The sequence below is a fragment of the Paenibacillus sambharensis genome, from assembly GCF_003233845.1.
Lineage (GTDB): Bacteria > Bacillota > Bacilli > Paenibacillales > Paenibacillaceae > Paenibacillus_I > Paenibacillus_I sambharensis.
On the sequence record NZ_QKRB01000044.1, the window covers coordinates 480,416 to 500,547 of the forward strand.

17 protein-coding genes and 1 pseudogene are annotated in these 20,132 nt (G+C 55.7%); 14 read left to right on the forward strand and 4 right to left on the reverse strand.

The window, feature by feature from the left end:
- Window positions 1-47: 47 nt before the first annotated feature.
- The 8 genes from purS to purD all read left to right on the forward strand — a co-directional run bounded on the left by purS (window position 48) and on the right by purD (window position 9,310).
- The gene (purS, locus tag DNH61_RS13525; RefSeq protein ID WP_111147175.1) at window positions 48-290 is read left to right on the forward strand and encodes a phosphoribosylformylglycinamidine synthase subunit PurS; all 243 of its coding nucleotides are present in this window, start codon (window positions 48-50) and stop codon (window positions 288-290) included.
- 4 nt (window positions 291-294) lie between these two features.
- Complete coding sequence (gene purQ, locus DNH61_RS13530) at window positions 295-990, forward strand: phosphoribosylformylglycinamidine synthase subunit PurQ (RefSeq protein WP_111147176.1); 696 nt, start codon at window positions 295-297, stop codon at window positions 988-990.
- Window positions 968-3,211 carry a phosphoribosylformylglycinamidine synthase subunit PurL gene (purL, locus tag DNH61_RS13535; protein ID WP_111147177.1) on the forward strand — a complete coding sequence of 748 codons (2,244 nt, stop codon included), beginning with the start codon at window positions 968-970 and terminating at the stop codon, window positions 3,209-3,211. The genes purQ and purL overlap by 23 nt, the downstream gene beginning before the upstream one ends.
- Entirely contained in the window at window positions 3,196-4,683 is a 1,488-nt protein-coding gene (gene purF / locus DNH61_RS13540; RefSeq protein WP_111147178.1) for an amidophosphoribosyltransferase, read from the forward strand. The genes purL and purF overlap by 16 nt, the downstream gene beginning before the upstream one ends.
- Window positions 4,684-4,718: 35 nt before the next feature.
- The gene (purM, locus tag DNH61_RS13545; RefSeq protein WP_111147369.1) at window positions 4,719-5,762 is read left to right on the forward strand and encodes a phosphoribosylformylglycinamidine cyclo-ligase; all 1,044 of its coding nucleotides are present in this window, start codon (window positions 4,719-4,721) and stop codon (window positions 5,760-5,762) included.
- Window positions 5,762-6,370 carry a phosphoribosylglycinamide formyltransferase gene (gene purN / locus DNH61_RS13550; protein WP_111147179.1) on the forward strand — a complete coding sequence of 203 codons (609 nt, stop codon included), beginning with the start codon at window positions 5,762-5,764 and terminating at the stop codon, window positions 6,368-6,370. The genes purM and purN overlap by 1 nt, the downstream gene beginning before the upstream one ends.
- A gap of 71 nt (window positions 6,371-6,441) precedes the next feature.
- Entirely contained in the window at window positions 6,442-7,989 is a 1,548-nt protein-coding gene (gene purH / locus DNH61_RS13555; protein WP_111147180.1) for a bifunctional phosphoribosylaminoimidazolecarboxamide formyltransferase/IMP cyclohydrolase, read from the forward strand.
- Window positions 7,990-8,044: 55 nt separating this feature from the next.
- A complete protein-coding gene (purD, locus tag DNH61_RS13560) occupies window positions 8,045-9,310 on the forward strand; it encodes a phosphoribosylamine--glycine ligase (protein ID WP_111147181.1) in 1,266 nt (421 codons plus the stop codon).
- Between the two features lie 423 nt (window positions 9,311-9,733).
- Here purD and sspI read toward each other — a convergent pair whose 3' ends face one another.
- On the reverse strand, window positions 9,734-9,967 hold the full coding sequence (gene sspI / locus DNH61_RS13565; protein ID WP_111147182.1) for a small acid-soluble spore protein SspI: 234 nt from the start codon (window positions 9,965-9,967) through the stop codon (window positions 9,734-9,736).
- A 136-nt stretch (window positions 9,968-10,103) separates the two neighbouring features.
- Between sspI and DNH61_RS13570 the strand changes: the two genes are divergently transcribed.
- The gene (locus DNH61_RS13570; RefSeq protein ID WP_111147183.1) at window positions 10,104-10,784 is read left to right on the forward strand and encodes a potassium channel family protein; all 681 of its coding nucleotides are present in this window, start codon (window positions 10,104-10,106) and stop codon (window positions 10,782-10,784) included.
- A 3-nt stretch (window positions 10,785-10,787) separates the two neighbouring features.
- Window positions 10,788-11,600, forward strand: a complete 813-nt coding sequence (locus DNH61_RS13575; RefSeq protein ID WP_111147184.1) for a TrmH family RNA methyltransferase — start codon at window positions 10,788-10,790, stop codon at window positions 11,598-11,600.
- 130 nt (window positions 11,601-11,730) lie between these two features.
- Here DNH61_RS13575 and DNH61_RS13580 read toward each other — a convergent pair whose 3' ends face one another.
- Window positions 11,731-12,102 (reverse strand): hypothetical protein, encoded by a 372-nt coding sequence (locus DNH61_RS13580; protein WP_111147185.1) that lies wholly within the window; start codon window positions 12,100-12,102, stop codon window positions 11,731-11,733.
- Window positions 12,103-12,141: 39 nt separating this feature from the next.
- Complete coding sequence (locus DNH61_RS13585) at window positions 12,142-12,516, reverse strand: winged helix-turn-helix transcriptional regulator (RefSeq protein ID WP_111147186.1); 375 nt, start codon at window positions 12,514-12,516, stop codon at window positions 12,142-12,144.
- A gap of 214 nt (window positions 12,517-12,730) precedes the next feature.
- Here DNH61_RS13585 and DNH61_RS13590 point away from each other — a divergent pair, with 214 nt between their 5' ends.
- From DNH61_RS13590 to thrS, 4 genes and pseudogenes are all read left to right on the forward strand, one after another.
- The gene (locus tag DNH61_RS13590) at window positions 12,731-13,267 is read left to right on the forward strand and encodes an NAD(P)H-dependent oxidoreductase (RefSeq protein ID WP_245948169.1); all 537 of its coding nucleotides are present in this window, start codon (window positions 12,731-12,733) and stop codon (window positions 13,265-13,267) included.
- Between the two features lie 228 nt (window positions 13,268-13,495).
- Window positions 13,496-15,373, forward strand: a complete 1,878-nt coding sequence (locus DNH61_RS13595; protein WP_181438702.1) for an RICIN domain-containing protein — start codon at window positions 13,496-13,498, stop codon at window positions 15,371-15,373.
- A gap of 326 nt (window positions 15,374-15,699) precedes the next feature.
- Window positions 15,700-16,452, forward strand: coding sequence for a hypothetical protein (locus DNH61_RS13600; RefSeq protein ID WP_181438703.1), 753 nt, complete (start codon window positions 15,700-15,702; stop codon window positions 16,450-16,452).
- Between the two features lie 783 nt (window positions 16,453-17,235).
- Window positions 17,236-18,912: pseudogene (gene thrS, locus DNH61_RS13605) on the forward strand (threonine--tRNA ligase); the annotation flags it as partial.
- A 61-nt stretch (window positions 18,913-18,973) separates the two neighbouring features.
- Here the strand turns inward: thrS and DNH61_RS13610 are convergent.
- Entirely contained in the window at window positions 18,974-19,909 is a 936-nt protein-coding gene (locus DNH61_RS13610) for a DMT family transporter (RefSeq protein ID WP_111147191.1), read from the reverse strand.
- Window positions 19,910-20,132 lie beyond the last annotated feature (223 nt).

Genomic DNA, 20,132 nt, shown 5'->3' on the forward strand with positions numbered 1-20,132 from the left:
AGTTGAGTAAAGCAGGGCTTCACCCATTGAACAGGAGGCTGGAAACGATGAAAGCAACGGTTTATGTCACCATTAAACAGAACGTATTGGACCCGCAGGGCGCAGCGGTAGAGGGCGCGCTTCATTCGATGGGTTTTCAGGAGGTCGGCAAGGTCAGAATCGGCAAGTACCTGGAGTTTGAACTGGATACGACAGACCGCCTGGAAGCGGAGCAGAGAGTGACGCTGATGTGTGAGAAGCTGCTGGCGAATACGGTGATTGAAGACTACCGATTTGAATTGGAGGGCTAAACCGATGAAGTTTGCAGTAATCGTTTTTCCGGGCTCCAACTGTGATATTGACTGCTACAAAGCGGTTGAGCAAACGATCGGACAGCCGGTTGACTATGTATGGCAGACAGCCACGGATTTATCTGCATACGACGCCATTATTGTGCCGGGAGGCTTCTCCTATGGCGACTACCTGCGCTCGGGTGCGATTGCCCAATTTGCCCCGGTTATGGCGGAGGTTGTGAAGGCTGCTGAAGCGGGCAAATATGTGCTTGGCATCTGCAACGGGTTCCAGATTCTGACCGAAGCACGGCTTCTGCCGGGCGCCCTGCGCCGCAACAAGAATCTGAAGTTCCGCTGCCACTCGGCGCTGCTGGAGGTTGTCAATAACGAGACCCCATTCACGAACGAGTACAGCAAGGGTGAGATTATCGATGTTCCGATCGCGCATGGCGAAGGCAACTACTACTGCGACGAGACGACACTGGCGCAGCTGAAGGCGAACAACCAGATCGTGTTTCGCTACGTGGCGGGCGCGAATCCGAACGGCTCGGTAGAGGATATCGCGGGAATCTGCAATGAGAAGGGCAACGTGGTCGGCATGATGCCGCATCCGGAGCGCGCAGTGGACAAGCTGCTGGGTTCGGAGGACGGCAAGCGGATGTTTGCATCGATCTTGAATGTATGGAGGGAACAGCATGGCGCAGCAGTTAACAGCTAAGGAACCGACTCCGGAGCAAATCGCGGAACAGCAGATCTACAAGCAGATGGGCGTAACGGACAAGGAATTTGACCTGATCTGCGGGCATCTGGGCCGCAAGCCCAACTATACGGAAATCGGCGTATTCAGCGTCATGTGGTCGGAGCACTGCTCCTACAAGAACTCCAAGCCCGTACTGCGCCGCTTCCCTGTCACAGGGCCGCGCGTCCTGATGGGCCCAGGCGAAGGCGCCGGCATCGTGGATATCGGTGACAATCAGGCTGTCGTGTTCAAGATCGAGTCGCACAACCATCCATCGGCGATTGAGCCTTATCAGGGTGCTGCGACCGGTGTCGGCGGCATTATCCGCGACATCTTCTCGATGGGCGCGCGTCCGGTTGCGCTGCTGAACAGCCTGCGCTTCGGGCGTCTTGAGAATGAGCGCGTGCGCTACCTGTTCGAGCATGTGGTCAGCGGTATTGCCGGCTACGGCAACTGCATCGGCATTCCGACGGTAGCCGGTGAAGTGATGTTTGATGAGAGCTATGAGGGCAACCCGCTTGTCAATGCGATGTGCGTGGGCCTGATTGATCATGATAAAATCCAGCGCGGCGTTGCCAAGGGTGTAGGCAACCCGGTGTTCTATGTCGGTCCTGCTACTGGCCGCGACGGCATTCACGGCGCGACCTTCGCATCCGAGGAGCTGACAGAGGAGTCGGAAGCGAAGCGTCCGGCCGTTCAAGTGGGCGACCCGTTCATGGAGAAGCTGGTTATGGAAGCATGTCTGGAGCTGATTGATACGGGCATCGTTCTCGGTATTCAGGACATGGGCGCAGCAGGTCTGACCTGCTCGAGCGCAGAAATGGCAGCGAAGGCCGGCAATGGTCTGGAGCTGTATCTGGATGAGGTGCCGCAGCGCGAGGAAGGCATGACGCCTTACGAGATGATGCTGTCCGAATCGCAGGAGCGGATGCTGTTCGTTATCGAGCCGCAGCATGAAGCGCAGGCGAGAGAGATTTTCGAGCGCTGGGGCATCCTCTGCGCCAAGGTTGGCAAGGTGACGGATGACGGCCGTCTGCGCTTGTTCCACAAGGGCGAGCAGGTTGCCGACATGCCGGTTAAGCCGCTTGTTGACGAGTGCCCGATTTACAATAAGCCTTCCCAAGAGCCGGCTTATTACGCAGCTAATGCCCAGATTGATACTTCTGCATACGGAGAAGTAACGGATCTTACCGGCGCGCTGGAGAAGGTGCTTGCGTCCCCTACGGTTGCGAGCAAGGAATGGGTTTACAGCCAATATGATTACATGGTTCGCACAAGCACAGCCGTCCGTCCGGGCTCGGATGCAGCAGTCGTGACCGTGCCGGGCACGCGCAAGGCCCTGGCGATGACAACGGACTGCAACGGCCGTTACGTGTACTTGGACCCTGAAGTCGGCGGACGGATTGCGGTTGCTGAAGCGGCGCGCAACATCGTCTGCTCCGGTGCCGAGCCGCTGGCGATCACGGACAACCTGAACTTCGGCAACCCGGAGAAGCCGGAAGTATTCTGGCAGATTGAGAAGGCGGTAGACGGCATGGCGGAAGCCTGCCGCGTGCTGGACACGCCGGTTATCGGCGGCAATGTGAGCTTGTACAACGAGAACGCCAAGGGTGCGATCTACCCGACGCCGGTTGTCGGCATGGTGGGTCTCATTCATGATATTGACCATATTACAACCCAGGCCTTCAAGACAGAGGGCGACGTCGTCATCCTCGTGGGCGAAACGAAGGCCGAGCTTGGCGGCAGTGAGCTGCAGTACGCGCTCTACGGGCGTACGGAAGGCCGTCCGCCGGAGCTGGAACTTGCCCTGGAGAAGAAGGTGCTGGGCGCCGTGCTTAGCGCGATTCAAGGCGGACTTGTTGCTTCGGCGCATGACCTGTCCGAGGGCGGCCTCGCGGCCGCAGCAGCAGAGTCCTGCATCAGCGGCGGCATCGGCGCAGCGCTTGAGCTGAGCACGGACCTGCGCGCGGATCACGCGCTCTTCAGCGAAACCCAGTCGCGCATCCTGCTGTCGGCGAAGCCGGACAAGGCGGAAGCGCTGCTGGAGCAGCTTGGCGCAGCAGGCGTAGCCTGCGCGCGAATCGGAACTGTCGGAGGCAGCAGCCTGACCATTAACGTAAACGGACAAGCCGGCATTGCAGCACCGGTCACACAACTGGAGAAGGTCTGGAAGGATGCGATTCCATGTCTGATGAACTGAAGCAGCTTTCCAAGCTGTGGACGGACGGAGGCGGCCATTACAACGAAGGTATTGGCCGGGATGACATATTCGACAAGCTTCGTGAGGAATGCGGTGTATTCGGGGTGGTCGGCCACCCTGACGCCGCTTCTCTCAGCTATTACGGGCTTCATGCCCTGCAGCACCGCGGCGAGGAAAGCTGCGGCATCTGCACCGTAGACCGGGAGCAGGATGGTGTGTTTAACTATCACCGCGGCATGGGCCTGGTCAAGGAAGTATTCGACAAGGATAAGCTGGATGCCCTTCAGGGCGACCGTTCAATCGGCCATGTCCGTTACTCGACATCCGGCGGCAGCGGCCTGGCGAACGCCCAGCCCTTGGTCTTCAAATACCGTGATGGGGATCTTGGCATCGCGACCAACGGCAATATCGTCAATGCGCCGGAAATCAGGCGCGAGCTGGAGGCGAACGGCTCGATCTTTCAGACGACAAGCGATACCGAGGTTGTTGCCCACTTGATCGCGCGTTCGCCGAAGGATTTTGTCAGCGCAGCCAGAGATGCGCTGCAGCGCATTATCGGCGGCTACGCCTTCCTGATTATGACGAACAGCAAGCTGCTTGTTGCCTCCGATCCGCATGGCCTGCGCCCGCTCGTCATCGGGCGGCTCGGCGAGGCGTATGTGTTCGCATCGGAGACCTGCGCGCTTGAGACAATCGGCGCGGAGTATGAGCGTGATGTGGAGCCGGGCGAGCTCATTATTTTTGACAGCGAAGGCATGCATACGGAGCGCTATGTTCCCCTGGAACGGCGTGCGGTATGCGCGATGGAGTACATCTATTTTGCCCGGCCGGACAGCGATATCAGCGGGATTAACCTGCACTCCGCGCGCAAGCGCATGGGCAGCCGCCTCGCTATTGAATCCTTCGTCGATGCCGATGTGGTGACCGGCGTGCCGGATTCCAGCATCTCGGCGGCGATCGGCTATGCCGAGCAGACGGGCATTCCGTATGAGCTGGGGCTGATCAAGAACAAGTACACCGGCCGCACGTTCATCCAGCCCTCGCAGGAGCTGCGCGAGAAGGGCGTCAAGATGAAGCTGAGCGCGGTGCGCAAGGTGGTTGAAGGCAAGCGGGTGGTCATGATTGACGACTCGATCGTGCGCGGCACGACCTCACGCCGGATTGTCAATCTGCTGCGGGAAGCAGGGGCGACGGAGGTCCATGTGCGGATCACCTCGCCGCCATTCGCGAACCCGTGCTACTACGGCATCGATACGCCGGACCGCAAGGAGCTGATCGCCGGCTCCAAGACGGTTGAGGAGATTCGCCAGCTGATTAATGCGGATACGCTTACCTTCCTGAGCAACGACGGCTTTACAGAGGCGGTCGGCGGCAATGAGGGCGAGCATAACCGGGGGCTGTGCATGGCGTGCTTCGACAATGATTACCCGACTCCGGTCGATTTTACATCAGATAAATCCTGCAGCTGCTGAAGCTGCATTAGAACAATACTGAAGGAGTGACCATGGTGGCAGAAGCGTACAAACAGGCCGGCGTCGATATTGCGGCAGGCAACGAAGCGGTCGAACGGATGAAGAAGCATGTGAAACGGACGTTCCGGCCGGAGGTACTGACGGATCTGGGCGGGTTTGGCGCCTTGTTTGGCCTTAATAAGGACAAGTACGAGGAGCCGGTGCTCGTATCGGGAACGGACGGCGTCGGCACGAAGCTGAAGCTGGCGTTCGCCATGGACAAGCATGACACCATCGGAATCGACGCCGTAGCCATGTGCGTGAATGACATCATTGTACAGGGCGCGGAGCCGCTGTTCTTCCTCGATTATCTGGCCTGCGGCAAGGTGGTGCCGGAGAAGATTGAAGCGATTGTAAAAGGCATTGCGGACGGCTGCGAGCAGTCCGGCTGCGCACTCATCGGCGGCGAGACCGCAGAGATGCCGGGCATGTACAGCGAAGAGGAGTATGATATCGCTGGATTCACGGTTGGTATCGTGGACAAGAAGAAGATTATCGACGGTTCGGCCATCAAGCCTGGCGACGCGGTCATCGGACTCGCTTCCAGCGGCGTGCACAGCAACGGCTTCTCGCTGGTGCGCAGGCTGCTGCTGGAGCAGGCTGGCTATTCGCTGCAGGATACGCTGCCGGAGCTTGGCGGCGCGAAGCTTGGCGACGTCCTGCTGGAGCCGACGCGCTTGTACGTGAAGCCTGCACTGCAGCTGATCGAACAGGTGCAGGTCAAGGGCATGGCGCACATTACGGGCGGCGGCTTCATCGAGAATATTCCGCGCATGCTGCCTGAGGGCGTCAACGTGGAGATCGACTACGGCTCCTGGCCGGTATTGCCGATCTTCAGCCTGATGCAGGAGAAGGGAAGCATTACGAACCGCGATATGTTCACGACCTTCAACATGGGCATCGGCCTTGTCGTTGTGCTGCCGGAGGACCAGGCTGAGCAGGCGCTTGAGCTGCTGAAGGGCATGGAGATGGATGCATACCGGATCGGCCGTGTAACGGAAGGAAGCCGTGTGGTGACCTTTACGGGAGCTGAAGTCTAATGGCCAAGCTGAAAATCGCCGTGTTCGCATCCGGCAGCGGGACGAACTTCCAGGCGATCTCGGATGCGGTTCAGGCAGGAAAGCTCGATGTGTCCATCGAGCTTTTGGTTTGCGACAAGGCAGGTGCGCCCGTTGTTGAGCGGGCGGAGCGTGCCGGTGTGGACACCTTCGTGTTCGCGCCGAAGTCCTTCCCGTCACGTGAGGCTTATGAGGAAGAAATTTTGGCGGCATTGAAGCACCGGGGTGTGGAGCTGATTGTTCTGGCAGGGTACATGCGTATAATCACGCCCGTGCTGATCGAGCCGTATTACGGCCGTATGATTAATGTTCACCCGTCGCTGCTCCCGGCATTCACCGGCATCAACGCCGTCCGGCAGGCGCTGGAGTACGGAGTGAAGGTGACAGGGGTTACCGTGCATTATGTGGACGGCGGCCTCGACACCGGACCCATCATTGCCCAGCGTACCGTCGATGTGCTGCCGGGGGATACGGAAGAGACGCTTACGACCCGCATTCAGGAGACGGAGCGGGTGCTGCTGCCCTGGACCATAGGACAGATTGCCGAGGGGCATGTGCGGCTGGACGGCCGGCATGTTCATGTAGGCTGATCGGATAGATGACTGCTAACGGATCCGGGGAACTGGGTTCAAGACAACCACTATTAGGAGGGACCTGTATTTTGGCTATTCGCAGAGCGTTAATCAGTGTTTCGGACAAGACAGGCATCGTGGAATTCTCCCGTGCGCTTGCCGCGCAGGGTGTGGAGATTATTTCGACCGGGGGAACGGCTTCCCTGCTTGAGAAGGAAGGCATTCCGGTGATCGGGATTTCGGATGTGACCGGCTTCCCGGAAATTATGGATGGACGCGTCAAGACGCTTCATCCGGCTGTACATAGCGGCCTCTTGGCCGTGCGGGATAATGAAGAGCATACGAAGGCGATGAAGGAGCTGGGTCTAGATTATATCGACCTGGTTGTCGTAAATCTCTATCCGTTCAAGGAGACGATCGCGAAGCCAGGCGTGTCCTATGAGGATGCGATTGAGAACATTGATATCGGCGGTCCGACAATGCTGCGTTCTGCTGCCAAAAATCATGCCTTCGTCACGGTAGTGGTTGATTCTGCTGACTACACAGGCGTGGTGGAAGAGCTGCAGGCCGGCGGTGATACAACGCTGGAGACACGCAAGCGCCTGGCGGCCAAGGTGTTCCGTCACACGGCAGCCTACGATGCGCTGATTTCCGACTATCTCTCCAAGCTGAACGGCGAGCCGCTACCAGAGTCTTATACAGTAACCTATGAGAAGGTTCAGGATTTGCGTTACGGCGAGAACCCGCATCAGCAGGCGGCCTTCTACAAGAAGCCGCTGGCTGCGGAAGGCAGCATTACAACAGCGGTCCAGCTGCATGGCAAGGAGCTGTCCTATAACAATATCAGCGATGCGAATGCGGCGCTGGCCATTGTGAAAGAATTTGAAGAGCCGGCTGTCGTAGCGGTTAAGCATATGAATCCGTGCGGCGTGGGAGTTGGCACGACCGTTCATGAAGCGTTCCAGAAGGCGTATGCGGCTGATCCGACATCGATCTTCGGCGGGATTGTTGCGGCTAACCGGACGCTGGAGCGCGAGACGGCGCTGCTGCTGCATGATATTTTCCTCGAAATCGTTATTGCACCGGACTTCACGCAGGAGGCGCTGGACGTTCTCATGCAGAAGAAGAACATCCGCCTGATGAAGCTGGGCGAGCTGAACGCGCCGAAGGAGCGCAAGCCGGAATGGCTGGTTACCTCCGTGGAAGGCGGCATGCTCGTACAGCAGAGCGATGTGCATTCTCTGACAGAAGCTGACCTGAAGGTCGTAACGAACCGCAAGCCGACCGACGAAGAGCTGAAGCAGCTGCTGTTCGGCTGGAAGGTCGTGAAGCATGTGAAGTCCAATGCGATTCTGCTGGCGCAGAATGATATGACCGTAGGCGTTGGCGCTGGCCAGATGAACCGTGTCGGTGCAGCCCGGATTGCGATCGAGCAGGCAGGCGAGAAGGCGAAGGGCGCAGTACTGGCTTCGGATGCCTTCTTCCCGATGGGCGATACGCTGGAGCTTGCGGCCAAGGCAGGCATAACGGCTGTCATTCAGCCAGGCGGCTCCATCAAGGATGAAGAGTCTATTGCCGTGGCCAATGCACACAACATCGCGATGGTCATGACCGATGTGCGCCACTTCAAGCATTAAGAATACAGCACACTTTCGAGCGAAGACGGATTCTTACAGACAGGGGGCACTTTCATTGCGGGTTATGGTTATTGGCGGCGGCGGGCGTGAGCATGCCATCGTCTGGGCACTAAGCAAGAGCGACAAGGTAAGCAAGCTGTACTGCGCACCGGGTAACGCGGGAATTGCGGCCTTGGCGGAATGCGCACCGATCCCGGTGAGCCATTTTGCAGATCAGATTCAGTATGTAAAAGATCACGCCATCGACCTGGTCGTCGTTGGACCGGATGATCCGCTGGCGGCGGGTATTGTGGATGCTCATGAGGAAGCGGGTATTCCGGTATTCGGACCCCGCAAGAATGCGGCGGAAATCGAAGGCAGCAAAATCTTCATGAAGAAGCTGCTGAAGGATTACAACATCCCGACGGCAGCCTATGAGACCTTCACGGATTATGACGCGGCGCTGTCCTATCTGCGCAGTCAATCCGCGCCAATCGTCATCAAGGCTGACGGTCTGGCAGCAGGCAAAGGCGTGACTGTCGCAGCGACATTGGAAGAGGCGGAAGCGGCACTGCGCGGGATGATGGTGGATAAGGTCTTCGGAGAAGCTGGCACGCAGGTGGTTATCGAGGAATTCCTGGAAGGCCAGGAAATGTCGATTCTCTCGTTCGTGGACGGCGAGACGGTCCGTCCGATGGTAGCGGCACAGGATCATAAGCCTGCCTATGACGGAGATAAGGGACCGAACACTGGCGGCATGGGCACCTATACGCCGCTGCCGCATATCGATCCGGCTCTTATTGAAGATGCGATTGAGAATATCATTAAGCCGACGGCACGGGCCATGGTCAGCGAAGGACGCCCGTTCCGGGGCGTGCTGTTCGCGGGTCTGATGATTACCAAGACGGGCGTGAAGACCATTGAGTTCAATGCCCGGATGGGCGATCCGGAAACCCAGGTCGTGCTGCCAAGACTGAAGACCGACCTGCTGGACATCATCCTGGCTGCGGTTAACGGAAGACTGGATCAGCTCGAGATCGAGTGGAGCGACGAAGCGGCCGTATGTGTAATTGCGGCATCTGAAGGCTATCCGGCTTCCTATCCGAAGGGCCGGGCAATCAGCGGAATTGAGGAAGCGGAAGCAGCCGGTGCTCTGGTTTTCCATGCAGGTACTGCAGAGGAAGACGGGCAGCTGGTCACAGCCGGCGGACGTGTGCTCGGCATCGTCGGCCGCGGAGCCGATCTGGAGGAAGCCCGGAAGAAGGCCTATGAGGCACTGGAGCTTATCCATTTTGAAGGCATGCATTACCGGTCGGACATTGCAGCCAAGGCACTTGTGTAGCGATGCCGGTTTTTGCAGAAAATAAACGCTGATTCGTCTGTAATTAGGACGGCAGCTGTCTGTTCTTGTCACTTCATAGCTGTTGATTCTACTGGTAATGGATCTCCTCCGGGAGGTCCTTTGCGAGTAGGATCAGCGGCTTTTTTTGCATAAACTAAATGTTCAGGATCTGAGTGTTCGCCTATTCCTTCAGGAAGAGTGATTTGCGGTGATAGAGGACGAATGCAACCGCCCAGATGATGCCGAGCAGGATAACGGTTGTTATCCAGTGACGGGTTATCCAATCTACGATTGTGCCCACTGACAGACCTCCTTGGCGGACGTTATTTCCATATACCGGTACAGCCCGCCACATGGCGGCAGGCTGTCTGTTGTTATGTCATACGGCACGGCATCTAACGCTGTGCAAGTGTCGTCCTCCGATTACTGACGCTGCAGAGGCGGCGGGGTATGGACCAGGTGATTATGCAGGGTGCCGACAAGCTGCTTCTGGGTGGATGGATCGCTGTCCTGCCAGATCAGCTCGAAGAGTACGCCGAGACCGGGCAGCGTCCGCTCATCATTGCCAATGGAGCTTTCAATGACTTCGTTCAGTTCCTCCTCTGACTTGTCATGAACCCGTTGGATGATGGCCTGGCGCAAATTGAGCGTATTCATGTTCAAATCCCCCTGTCAAAAAGGTGTTTTCCCGTTTAATATTGCCCCGGGACAGCTTGATCATCCTTTTCAGCCGTTTAATCAAATGTGGTATAATGAGGAATACGCAGTTATCGTTGGGAGAGTGACAACTGTCATGGCGAAGAAGCAGTATGCGGTTATCGGTATGGGACGTTTCGGTTCAAGTATTGCCAAGTCGTTGTCAGGCCTCGGCTTCGAGGTGCTGGCGATCGACGAGAGCGAACACCGGATTCAGGAAGTGGTGAACAGTGTTACCCATGCGGTAGCGGCTGATTCTACGGATGAGGAAGCGATGAAGGCACTTGGCATCCGCAACTTTGATGTCGTCGTTGTGGCCATTGGCCAGGATATACAGGCAAGCATTTTGACAACACTGATTATGAAGGATCTTGGGGTACCCTATATTATTGTCAAGGCACAGAACGATCTGCACGGCAAGGTCTTGAACAAGATCGGTGCGGACAAGGTGGTCTTCCCGGAACGGGATATGGGTCTGCGGGTGGCGCATCACCTGATCTCGCCGAACATTCTCGATTTCATCGAGCTGTCGGATGAGTACAGCATCGTGGAGCTTAAGGCACCGGAGAGCATGGTGGGCAAGAACCTTAAGGAGCTCGACATCCGGGCAAAGTATGGCTGCAACGTCATGGCCATCAAGACGGGAGTCAAGATGAATATATCGCCATATGCGGAAGATACGATTCGTGAGGGTGATGTTCTGGTCATTGTCGGGGAGAATAAAGACCTCGCAAAGCTGGAGCTCAGCTATTCAGACAAGAAAGCGGGTAAGGCGTAACGTATGATTAATGGGCCAGTTCAGCATATCGCATCACAGCAAAACGCGAAGGTCAAGGAATGGGCAGCGCTGCTCGAGAAGAAGCAGCGGGACCGAACAGGACGCTTCATCCTCGAAGGCGTGCACCTGATTCAGGAAGCGTTGAAATCGGGTGCGCCGGTGGAAACGGTCGTATACGATGCGGAGCGGGGACTGCCGGCCGAGCTGGAACCGCTCCTTCGCTCTGAAGACGGTTATCCCTGCACCCTTGTGGAGGCATCGGCAGCCGTCATGAGCAAATGCACGGGTACCGACACCCCGCCGCCCGTGTTCGGAATCGTCATCAAGGCGGAAGCAGACACGGCGCAGCTGTATGGCCCCGCCGCCCTTGTCGTCGTGCTGGACGGACTGCGTGATCCCGGCAATGTCGGGACCATCATCCGCAGCGCGGACGCAGTTGGCGCCTCGGCCGTCGTCATCGGCAGGGGAAGTGTCGACTTGTACAACCCGAAGACAGTCCGTTCAACAATGGGCTCGCTGTTTCATCTGCCGGTAATAGAGGCGGACCTTATGAAGCTTCTGCCCGAAGGGCGGGAGAGGGGCATCCGTCTTGTAGGAACGAGCCTGCAGGCGGAGCAATCCTGCTTCAGCTATGACTGGAACGGTCCGACCTGGCTGCTGCTCGGCAACGAATCCAATGGCTTGTCCGCCGAAGTGTCGGCCTTAGTGGATGGTTCCGTGCTGATTCCGATGCGCGGCCAGGCCGAGTCGCTGAACGTCGCCATGGCGGCTACCGTGCTGCTGCATGAGGCGATGCGGCAGCGGCATTACCGGTAAGCAGTTATATTCGTGAAAAACAATACCCCTCGAACCGCACTGGATTATCTCTTCCAACACGGTTCCGAGGGGTGTTTTTGTTTTACTGCATACCGTCCTCTCTAGTGACACCTCCGCTTCGCCTACACCGTTAAAGGACTAGGGCTGTGAAAAACTCCTTAATGTCAGCCAGGTCGTTGGTCTTCAGCACGACATCCTCATCACTAGTAACAATCAGACAAGGGAAGTCTTCAAGCTCAAGAACATCCGCCATTTGATTGTTCTTCTCCGTGCTTATGTCATACAGCTGAATGCCCTGGATAATTTCGAGCAGCTTAGGATTGGAATTCCAGTATACGAGCAGCTGCTGATCCAGGTCAGTTGCCTCTTCATAAAACAAATGGATTCTGTATGTGTCACTGGAGTCTGATGATAGATACTTCATTACATCTTCCTTGCTCGTATTCGTGCACCCGATCACAACGAGCAGCGCTGTAAGAATAAATGCCTTCATGATCCTCATAAACTCACCCCTTTGCGAGTTGTACATAGTTCACATTAATTAGCTATGCGTGGTTTTCTCCCCGGAATCAACAGCCCTCTCGGCGTCCTTCTCCAGGTGATGGAAGCCCCAGCCGCACATGGCGGTCAGGATGCTATGCAGCGACCTTCCATACTCCGTTATCGAATATTCGACTTTAGGCGGAATTTCTTGATAGACGACTCTGGAGACAAGGCCGTCTTGTTCCAGCTCGCGGAGTTGATTCGTCAGCATTCCTTGCGTCACATTGGGCAGAAGCCGCCGCAATTCGCCGAACCGTTTGGTTCCGTCCTGCAGCAAAATAAAGAGAATCAACGGCTTCCATTTCCCGCCGATCACCTTCAATGTCGTCGTGATTCCGTCCGTTTTGCGTCCGCCGTTCGTTGTGTCGTGCATGGGCGCACCTCCGTATCAGTCCTGTTATTAGGTTAGCAAGGTATCTTGATCATGGGTAGTACGATGATTAAGCGTACATAGTCCCTTCAACCATACCACTGGTTCCAAGGAACGTAGATAGTACGGAAAATCTGCGTACTTTACACGGATTCCTTTCTCCGTAAAAATGGAAATACATCGCGATGTTAGTAAGAACGGCGAAAGGGTGATTGTCTTGAATATGATGGCCATTGTTGCCCATCCCTCCATGGAGACGTCCAAGATTAACGCAGCGTTATCCCTGGAGCTCCAGCGTTCCGGCATGTTCATGCACGAGTTGTATCGGGAGTACCCGGATTGGAGCATCGATGTGGAAAGGGAGCAGGCATATCTGCTGAAGTATGATAGAATTATATTACAGTTTCCCTTTTACTGGTACAGCTGTCCGCCGCTGCTGAAGAAATGGTTCGATGACGTACTGGTACCCGGTTGGGCGTTCGGGCCCGGTGGTGACAAGCTGGCAGGGAAAGCGTTCATGGTGGTCACGACGGTCGGCGGGACCGAGAAGCAGTATCGATCCGGGGGATTCAACAAGTATACGATGAGCGAGCTGCTCCGTCCGATCGAAAGAACGCTGACGCGCTGCCATGCCGATTTTCTTCCACCATACGCTGTATACAATACAACGTTTGCTTCGGAAGACGAAATCAAGCAGGAAGCGACACGCTGCGCAGCAATCGTGCGTGCACCCGTGGAGTCGCTGATTAGTTAAATATGCAGTGAACTATGTAGTGAATCATGCAGTGAATCATGCACAGCATCCAGGTCCTGACCGTCAAGCATTCTTGATGACTCAGGACTTTCTTTGCATTAGCATAGGGCACGAGCACAGTTTGCAGCTCTGAAAGTAACTGTAAGCGCTTATAATTAGGAAGGGAGGTGAGGCGGGAAGCGAAGCTGGGTCGATTAAGGAAGCAATAAAATGAGGAAGAGGAAAGGAATGAAGCTGATGAAAAGGATCGGAATCGGCATGCTCTGTACGGTTATGATGGCGATCACCGTTATGTCGGGGGCAGGAGGGATGACGGGATCTCGCGTGCAGGCTGCGGCGTATACGGCAGTAGTGAATCCGGGAATTCAGCACCAGACCTGGGAAGGCTGGGGGACTACGCTGGCCTGGTGGGCGAACCGGGTGGGCGGTGCTTCCGAACAGGTACGCAATAAGTACGCGGATCTGCTGTTTGGCGGAAACGGGCTTGGACTCAATATAGTCCGCTATAACATCGGCGGAGGAGAGAATCCGTCCTATCCGGATCATATGGAGCTGCGGGCGCGTATCCCTGGTTATAAAGCATCCGCAGCAGCGGCATACGACTGGTCGCAGGATGCCAATCAGCGCTGGATGCTGAATGCCGCCAAATCGCGAATTTCGCAGAGTGAGTTCATCGCAGAAGGCTTCGCGAATTCACCGCCCTGGTGGATGACGAAGAGCGGCAGCGTAACCGGCAACCATGATGCGGCCGAGAATTTAAGGGAAGACATGTACGATGATTTCGCGGATTATCTGACGACGGTTGCCGGACACTTCCGCAGCAGCTGGGGCATTACCTTCCGCACTCTGTCGGCCTTTAATGAGCCGAGTTCGGCTTACTGGTATTTTGGCAACAGGCAGGAGGGCAATGTCATGTTTCCGGCTAATCAGGAGATTATAATCGAGCACCTGCACCGTTCTCTGCAGGCAAAAGGACTGCCGATTGGCATCAGCGGTCCCGAAGAGACGAGCATTGATCTTACGCGGAATACGATCAACAGCTACTCGCAAGCGACCAAGGACAGAATTGTGCAGTTCAACTCCCACACTTACTCTGGCAAGGACCGGGTCGGCTTGAACCAGGCGGCTGCCGGCAAACGGATCTGGAACTCCGAGCACGGGGATGGCGAGGCGAGCGGCATGACGATGTCGCGTAATATTTTGTGGGATATCAAATACATGAAGAACAGTGCCTGGGTGTACTGGCAGGCGGTTGAGCCGAGTGGCGGCTGGGGCATGATTGAGACGGATTTAAATAACGCCGGGGCAGACTTAGGCCAGTATACAATTAAGAAAAAGTATTACGCGATGGCCCAGTGGAGCAAGTTCATCCGTCCGGGCTACAAGATCATCGATATCGGGGACGGCAACTCGATTGCGGCCTACGACAGTGCGGGAAGCAAGCTGGTTATTGTGACGATCAATGATTCCTCGTCTGCGAATACCGTAACCTATGATCTGTCGCATTTCACAGCGGTTACGGGAACAGTGAGCGGATTCCGCACGAGCGGCACGGAGAATCTCGCTCCCCTCTCAAACGTAACCCTGTCCAACAAGCGCTTCACTCAAACACAGCCTGCGGGCTCAATAAGCACCTTTGTCATCACGGGAGTTTCCGCAGGTAATGGCGTAGTAATTGATACGTCTGCGTATTACAAGCTGAAGAACCGCAGCAGCGGCAAGGTAATGGACGTCAGCGAAGGAGCGCTTGCCGACAGTGCGAACGTGATTCAATGGACGGATAACGGGGGAACGAATCAGCATTGGCAGTTTGTCCCCACGAGCGAAGGCCATTACAAGCTGGTGAACCGCAACAGCGGCAAGGTCCTCGATGTATATGGACGATCGACGGATAGTGGCGGCGATATCGTGCAGTACACAGACAATGGGGGAACGAATCAGCAGTGGAAGCCTGTTGTTGTAGAGGGTTACTTGAAGCTGGTGAACCGCAACAGCGGCAAGGTGGCGGAAGTGTCCGGTGCTTCCTCGGCCAATGGCGGGGACGTGATCCAGTATACGGATAACGGGGGAACGAACCAGCATTGGCAGCTTATTAAGGTGAACTGACAGGCTGTTGTAGGATGTTTGGATGTTATGGGAAAAAGGGCAGTGCGCTCAGTGGTGAGCGGCCTGCCCTTTGCTGTGGCAGCCCCGGAATATGGGATGAATACCCGCATATACTTGGTCTCTTTCAGCCATACTAAATTGACTAGGCAGGCAGCCTGACCGGGTAGTTGTGAAGCAGCCTGCAAAGCTAAGGGAACTGTTTCATCCCTGAGGGGAGGCATTTGCTTACCGTGCATTATGGTACATACTGGTATTTAGGATTGGTAGTCATGAGTGTTGGGGCATTGTTTTTTGCCAATTATAAAAGCAGAAGTCCCAGAAGCCTCGTGCTTTTCCTGGGAATGGTGGGTGTCAGCTATTGTATAGAATTCGTTATCTACATCCTGCTGGGGAGTTATCATTATTACCCCGGGTTGCAGAAGCATAATGCTTATTACGACAGCAATATCGGTTCAGGCATTTCTAATTTCCTTACGCTGCCTTCATCGGCAGTCATTATGGCTGTATTTCGGAAAGGCTGGCTTTGGATTGCGGGATTTACAGCCTTATTTGCAGCAGTGGAGTGGCTGTTTTTGCATCTGCATATCTACCGGCATAACTGGTGGAGCATTGGTTATACCGCGTTAGGCTTGCCCTTCTACTATCTGGTGGCAAAGGCTTGGTTCAGCCGCATGATGCAGCCGATGAAGGGGTTTTTGCTATTTATCACACTGTTGCTCATTACGGGAGCCGTCCTCGGCACACTTATGTTCCTGCCGATTGCCTTCTTTGAAAGCAGGACCTACCACATCGGGTGGTTTAAAGACCTGTCCCATGATACAACGGCCTTTACTACCATATACTGGATTGGGTTGGCCTCGCTGTACACTGCGATCTTCAGCTTTCGCTGGACCTATGCCTGGCCGAAATATGTGATATCGTTGGGAATACTGATCATCCTGATGTTAGTCTTGTCCCAAGCCGGCATACTCCGTTCGCATGTCTGGTGGGACCCGTATTATTGCGTATTGGTTTGCCTGCTGGTCCTCTTGTACTTGGCTGCTCTGAGAAAACGGTTATTGGCTGGACCGGCTGTTTGACGTACCAATGAAGCTGTTGACAATTTAAGATGGCGGGTTCTATAATAGGCACTAATCAACAGCGAAGACCAAGGACAACCAGACGTGGAAGATACCGGAACAGAGAATGGGAGCACCGGCTGAAACTCCCTGCGGCAATCACAGGTCTGTACCACCTTGCAGCTGCCTTCCCCAAATCGCGCCAAACCTGCCAGGCAGGAGTGAGAGTGAGAGTATGGAACGCCGGGAATTCCCGTTACAGAATTGCAAAGGATCTGAAACTGCGTATCGACTTAATGCAGCGGCAGATTGAATTTGGGTGGAACCACGAGCACGCTCGTCCCTATGCGGACCGCGTGTTTTTTTGTTTTTACCGACCGATGATCGTATAAAGGCTAGGACCAAGGACAACGATGCATGAGAGATACCGGAACAGAGAGAGGGAGCACCGGCTGAAACTCCCTTGCGGCAATCGCAGGCATATACCGCCTTGCAGCTGCGCTCCCCAAATCACGCCGTGCTTACCGGGCAGGAGTGAGAGTATGGAACGCCGGGAATTCCCGTTACAGAAGTCAGAGAATCTGTCTGCTTGACGCTTGTATAGAGCTGCTGGAGGCAGATTGAATTTGGGTGGAACCACGAGCGCGCTCGTCCCTATGCGGACAGCGTGTTTTTTTTGTGTTCACATACATTTATCGAGATGGACAGGAGTGATTGGATATGAATAGTAACCAAATGAAAGGGCAGGATCAGTCTAAGCAGCCGGGTCAGCTGGAGCAAATGAGGCTCCTTACAGCGGTCCGTCTGGCCCAGGCAGTCAAACGGAGATATGAAGGCGCAAGGCTCGGCATCGGTGCAGTCACGGATAATGGATTCTATTATGATCTGGATGTTCCTGCGTCTCTGTCTGAACAGGATCTGGCAGGGGTTGAGGAAGAGATGAAGCAGCTTGCCTCCTCTGGGTCATCGCTGTCATGCCGTAAGGTTGCGCATGAAGAGGCCGTACGCCTGCTGGAAGCGGCGGGGGAGCTCCTGAAGGCTGAATGGGTTCAGGAATTAGACCGGGAGCAGCCGCTGACACTTGTGGAGGGGGATGGCTTCATCGATGTGCTGCCGCTGACTCTGGATGAAGATGCAGTTTCGCATGAACTGCCGGCCTGCAAGCTGCTTAGTGTGTCGGGTGCTTATTGGCTTGGCGACAGCAGCAGGCCGGTGCTTCAGCGGATCTATGGGGCGGCGTTCAGTGAAGCTGCGGAGCTGGAGGATTACCTGGCTGCCTACGAGGAAGCCCAGAAGCGGGATCACAGGAAGCTGGGCAAGCAGCTGCAGCTGTTCATGTTCGCGGATGAGGCGCCAGGGATGCCCTTTTATTTGCCCAAGGGGACTGTCATCCGGAATGAACTAGAGGCGCTGTCGCGGGAATTCCTGCAGAAGTATCGTTATGAAGAGGTGCGGACACCAATCATGATGGACCGGCAGATGTGGGAGCAGTCGGGGCATTGGGATCATTATCACGAGAATATGTACTTCTGTGAGCTGGATCATCATCAGTTTGCGGTAAAGCCGATGAACTGCCCGGGCCACATGCTGATGTTCAAGAACAGGCTTCGCTCCTACAAGGAGCTTCCGATCAGGCTTGCCGAGTTTGGCCAGGTGCATCGTCATGAGTTCAGCGGCGCGCTAAACGGACTGCTGCGTGTCCGTACATTTTGCCAGGATGATGCGCACATCTTCGTGCGGCCGGATCAGATCGGGCAGGAGATTGGCGGAGCCATTGAGCTGATCAAGGAGATGTACGGCATATTCGGCTTCGAGTACAGTCTGGAGCTGTCCACAAGACCTGAATCGTCGATGGGATCGGATGAACAGTGGGAAGCGGCGGAGGCAGCCTTGTCAGACGTGCTCGGGCAATCCGGCCTGCCCTACCGGCTGAACCCGGGGGACGGTGCTTTCTACGGGCCGAAGATCGATTTTCACATCAAGGATGCGCTGAACCGCAGTCACCAGTGCGCTACGATACAGCTGGACTTTCAGATGCCGGAGAAGTTTGACCTGTCCTATGTAGATGAGCACAATGAACGGCAGACGCCAATTGTCATCCATCGTGCAGTCTACGGCTCGATCGACCGTTTCCTCGGTATTCTGATTGAGCATTATGCAGGCGCGTTCCCTGCTTGGCTGGCTCCCGTTCAGGTCGCCGTTATCACGGTTGCAGACCGGCATGCCGCTTACGGCGCGGAAGTCTGCAGGCTGCTGAAGGATGCGGGCATCCGGGTGGAGCTTGACGAACGCCAAGAGAAGTTGGGCTACAAGATCCGGGAGGCCCAGCTGCAGAAGACTCCGTACATTGCGGTTATAGGGGACAAGGAGCTTGTAGACGGCACAGTGACAGTTCGGGCGCGCGGCAGTGAACAGCAGCAGCTGCTGGAGCTCGGGACTTTCCTCTCCCAGCTGCAAGGCATCCTTGCGGAAAGGAAATAATAGCCTGATGAAGCTGACAGCTGGAGCGTGCTTGGCCTCAACATTTACCAGCAGGCCACGCTCATCTTCGGGCATACAAGCTGTGCAGCAGCATGCCGGCCATAATGACAGCTAAGCCGGTCAAGGCAGCACCCCCAGGCAGCGGAGCTGCCAGGAAGATAACCTCTCCGGCCATGACGAACATGACCTGGGTGGATTGGGTTGCTTCGACGGCAGCCAGCTTGCCCTGATCATTCCGGACACGGTCGGTTGCGATGAAGAAGAGCGTCGTGGCGATGACACCGGAACAGACCGCTACGATGAAGGTCTGCAGCAGCTGTTCAGCAGTTGGCGGACCGGCCTCCATATAGCCGGCTGCTGCTATGACAAGCCAGCAGGGAAGACTGGCGAGCGTCATGCCGAATACCCGCTGGAATGTATCCAGCCTGCCTCCGCAAAGCTCCATCATCTTGCGGTTGCCAAGCGGATAGGCGAAGGCGGCAAGGACCACTGGAAGCACGCTGGCAGCGAGCAGACCTGGCGTAATATCGTCTGCCTGCTGGGATTGAATGATGACAATTCCCGCTAGGATGAACAGCGAGATCATAAGCGCCCTGCCTGGAATACGGTGCCTGACTTTTACCGGACCGCTGTCCGTTTGAACCATATGGTGAAACAGCGGACCAAGCAGGACGCCAGCCACAATGGTGAGCTGCCAGGTTCCTGCAACCAGCCAGCCTGGACCATATGCGGCTGCGTAGGTGATGGGGGCGTAGAACAGTACGAAGCCGACGAAGCTCCAGCCGAACCAGCGGACGGGCTGCCGCTTTATTTCCTGGAGTACAGGCTGGACGTTTCCCCTCAGCATCACAATCAGGAAGAGAAACGGAAGCATGAACAGGAAGCGCAGGGATGAGCTCCACAGCCAGCTTCCGCCAGCCAGCTCCATGGAGCGGTTAAGGATGAAGGTAACGGCAAAGAACATAGAGGCCAGAATGCCAATCGTAATTTCCCTCATAGCAGCAATTGAACCTTTCGGAGAATATGACTTGACTGTAACTGCAAAGCTGAATCGCGGGCTAAGCCTACGCTGAACGCTAAGCCTTTGTTATGTATCGGTATGCTCCGCAATCTTGAGGAATGCCTGGTGGCAGGTCGATTGGGGCATGGCGCATGCAAGCCCTTTTGCTAGAGCTATTTTAATATAATTCCTGGCTGTGGTCATCCACCCGTCATACGGC

Excerpts from the sequence above, each read along its gene's own strand:
- DNH61_RS13595 (WP_181438702.1), top strand. The coding sequence starts at position 13,496 with ATGAAGCTGATGAAAAGGATCGGAATCGGCATGCTCTGTACGGTTATG.
- DNH61_RS13580 (WP_111147185.1), bottom strand. The coding sequence starts at position 12,102 with ATGAGGATCATGAAGGCATTTATTCTTACAGCGCTGCTCGTTGTGATC.
- DNH61_RS13570 (WP_111147183.1), top strand. The coding sequence starts at position 10,104 with ATGGCGAAGAAGCAGTATGCGGTTATCGGTATGGGACGTTTCGGTTCA.
- purL (WP_111147177.1), top strand. The coding sequence starts at position 968 with ATGGCGCAGCAGTTAACAGCTAAGGAACCGACTCCGGAGCAAATCGCG.
- purS (WP_111147175.1), top strand. The coding sequence starts at position 48 with ATGAAAGCAACGGTTTATGTCACCATTAAACAGAACGTATTGGACCCG.
- DNH61_RS13585 (WP_111147186.1), bottom strand. The coding sequence starts at position 12,516 with ATGCACGACACAACGAACGGCGGACGCAAAACGGACGGAATCACGACG.
- purQ (WP_111147176.1), top strand. The coding sequence starts at position 295 with ATGAAGTTTGCAGTAATCGTTTTTCCGGGCTCCAACTGTGATATTGAC.
- sspI (WP_111147182.1), bottom strand. The coding sequence starts at position 9,967 with ATGAATACGCTCAATTTGCGCCAGGCCATCATCCAACGGGTTCATGAC.
- purN (WP_111147179.1), top strand. The coding sequence starts at position 5,762 with ATGGCCAAGCTGAAAATCGCCGTGTTCGCATCCGGCAGCGGGACGAAC.
- purF (WP_111147178.1), top strand. The coding sequence starts at position 3,196 with ATGTCTGATGAACTGAAGCAGCTTTCCAAGCTGTGGACGGACGGAGGC.
- DNH61_RS13575 (WP_111147184.1), top strand. The coding sequence starts at position 10,788 with ATGATTAATGGGCCAGTTCAGCATATCGCATCACAGCAAAACGCGAAG.
- DNH61_RS13610 (WP_111147191.1), bottom strand. The coding sequence starts at position 19,909 with ATGAGGGAAATTACGATTGGCATTCTGGCCTCTATGTTCTTTGCCGTT.